Source organism: Pedobacter gandavensis, from assembly GCF_032677645.1.
Classification (GTDB): Bacteria; Bacteroidota; Bacteroidia; order Sphingobacteriales; family Sphingobacteriaceae; genus Pedobacter; species Pedobacter gandavensis_A.
Genome location: NZ_JAVTSB010000024.1, coordinates 1 through 1811, shown reverse-complemented (window position 1 = coordinate 1811; position 1811 = coordinate 1). Strand labels below are relative to the sequence as shown.

Sequence of the window (1811 nt, the reverse complement as noted above, 5' to 3'; positions counted from 1 at the left end):
GATTGCAACATATATAGAAGATCCGTGAGGTGATTCGAGAAGTTCATTAAAGAGATGTCATTTATAGCGTAGCGAGGTACAGATAGTACAGTTTCAAAGTACATGAAAACCAAAGCTATTATTTTAAGTCAGAAACTGACAGACAATATAAAAAAGAATAAAGACTATTATTAAGAAGTTAAGAATGGTCAGCGTTCAAACACAACATTTTACAATGGAGAGTTTGATCCTGGCTCAGGATGAACGCTAGCGGCAGGCCTAATACATGCAAGTCGAACGATACCATTCAGCTTGCTGAATGGGAAAGTGGCGCACGGGTGCGTAACGCGTATGCAACCTACCTCAATCAGGGGGATAGCCCGAAGAAATTCGGATTAACACCGCATAAAATCACAGGATAGCATTATCTAATGATCAAATATTTATAGGATTGAGATGGGCATGCGTGTCATTAGTTAGTTGGCGAGGTAACGGCTCACCAAGACCACGATGACTAGGGGATCTGAGAGGATGACCCCCCACACTGGTACTGAGACACGGACCAGACTCCTACGGGAGGCAGCAGTAAGGAATATTGGTCAATGGAGGCAACTCTGAACCAGCCATGCCGCGTGCAGGAAGACAGCCCTCTGGGTCGTAAACTGCTTTTATTCGGGAATAAACCTACTTACGTGTAAGTAGCTGAATGTACCGAAGGAATAAGGATCGGCTAACTCCGTGCCAGCAGCCGCGGTAATACGGAGGATCCAAGCGTTATCCGGATTTATTGGGTTTAAAGGGTGCGTAGGCGGCTTGTTAAGTCAGGGGTGAAAGACGGTGGCTCAACCATCGCAGTGCCCTTGATACTGATGAGCTTGAATACACTAGAGGTAGGCGGAATGTGACAAGTAGCGGTGAAATGCATAGATATGTCACAGAACACCGATTGCGAAGGCAGCTTACTATGGTGTTATTGACGCTGAGGCACGAAAGCGTGGGGATCAAACAGGATTAGATACCCTGGTAGTCCACGCCCTAAACGATGAATACTCGCTGTTAGCGATACACAGTTAGCGGCTAAGCGAAAGCGTTAAGTATTCCACCTGGGGAGTACGGTCGCAAGATTGAAACTCAAAGGAATTGACGGGGGCCCGCACAAGCGGAGGAGCATGTGGTTTAATTCGATGATACGCGAGGAACCTTACCCGGGCTTGAAAGTTAGTGAATCATTTAGAGATAGATGAGTGAGCAATCACACGAAACTAGGTGCTGCATGGCTGTCGTCAGCTCGTGCCGTGAGGTGTTGGGTTAAGTCCCGCAACGAGCGCAACCCCTATGTTTAGTTGCCAGCACGTTAAGGTGGGGACTCTAAACAGACTGCCTGTGCAAACAGAGAGGAAGGAGGGGACGACGTCAAGTCATCATGGCCCTTACGTCCGGGGCTACACACGTGCTACAATGGATGGTACAGAGGGCAGCAAGCTGGCAACAGCAAGCAAATCTCAAAAAGCCATTCACAGTTCGGATAGAGGTCTGCAACTCGACCTCTTGAAGTTGGATTCGCTAGTAATCGCGTATCAGCAATGACGCGGTGAATACGTTCCCGGGCCTTGTACACACCGCCCGTCAAGCCATGGAAGTTGGGGGTACCTAAAGTATGTAACCGCAAGGAGCGTCCTAGGGTAAAACCGATAACTGGGGCTAAGTCGTAACAAGGTAGCCGTACCGGAAGGTGCGGCTGGAATACCTCCTTTCTGGAGAAGTTCAGACTACTCGCTGCGTAAATGATATAAATGACAAAAAAATCTCAAAAGAAAAACCCATAGGATGAA

The 1811-nt window shown here is 47.8% G+C and carries 1 rRNA gene; it reads left to right on the top strand.

The features are described 5' to 3' along the window. Nucleotides 1-211 precede the first annotated feature (211 nt). A 16S ribosomal RNA gene (locus R2Q66_RS23845) occupies nucleotides 212-1733 on the top strand. The last annotated feature ends 78 nt before the right edge of the window (nucleotides 1734-1811 follow it).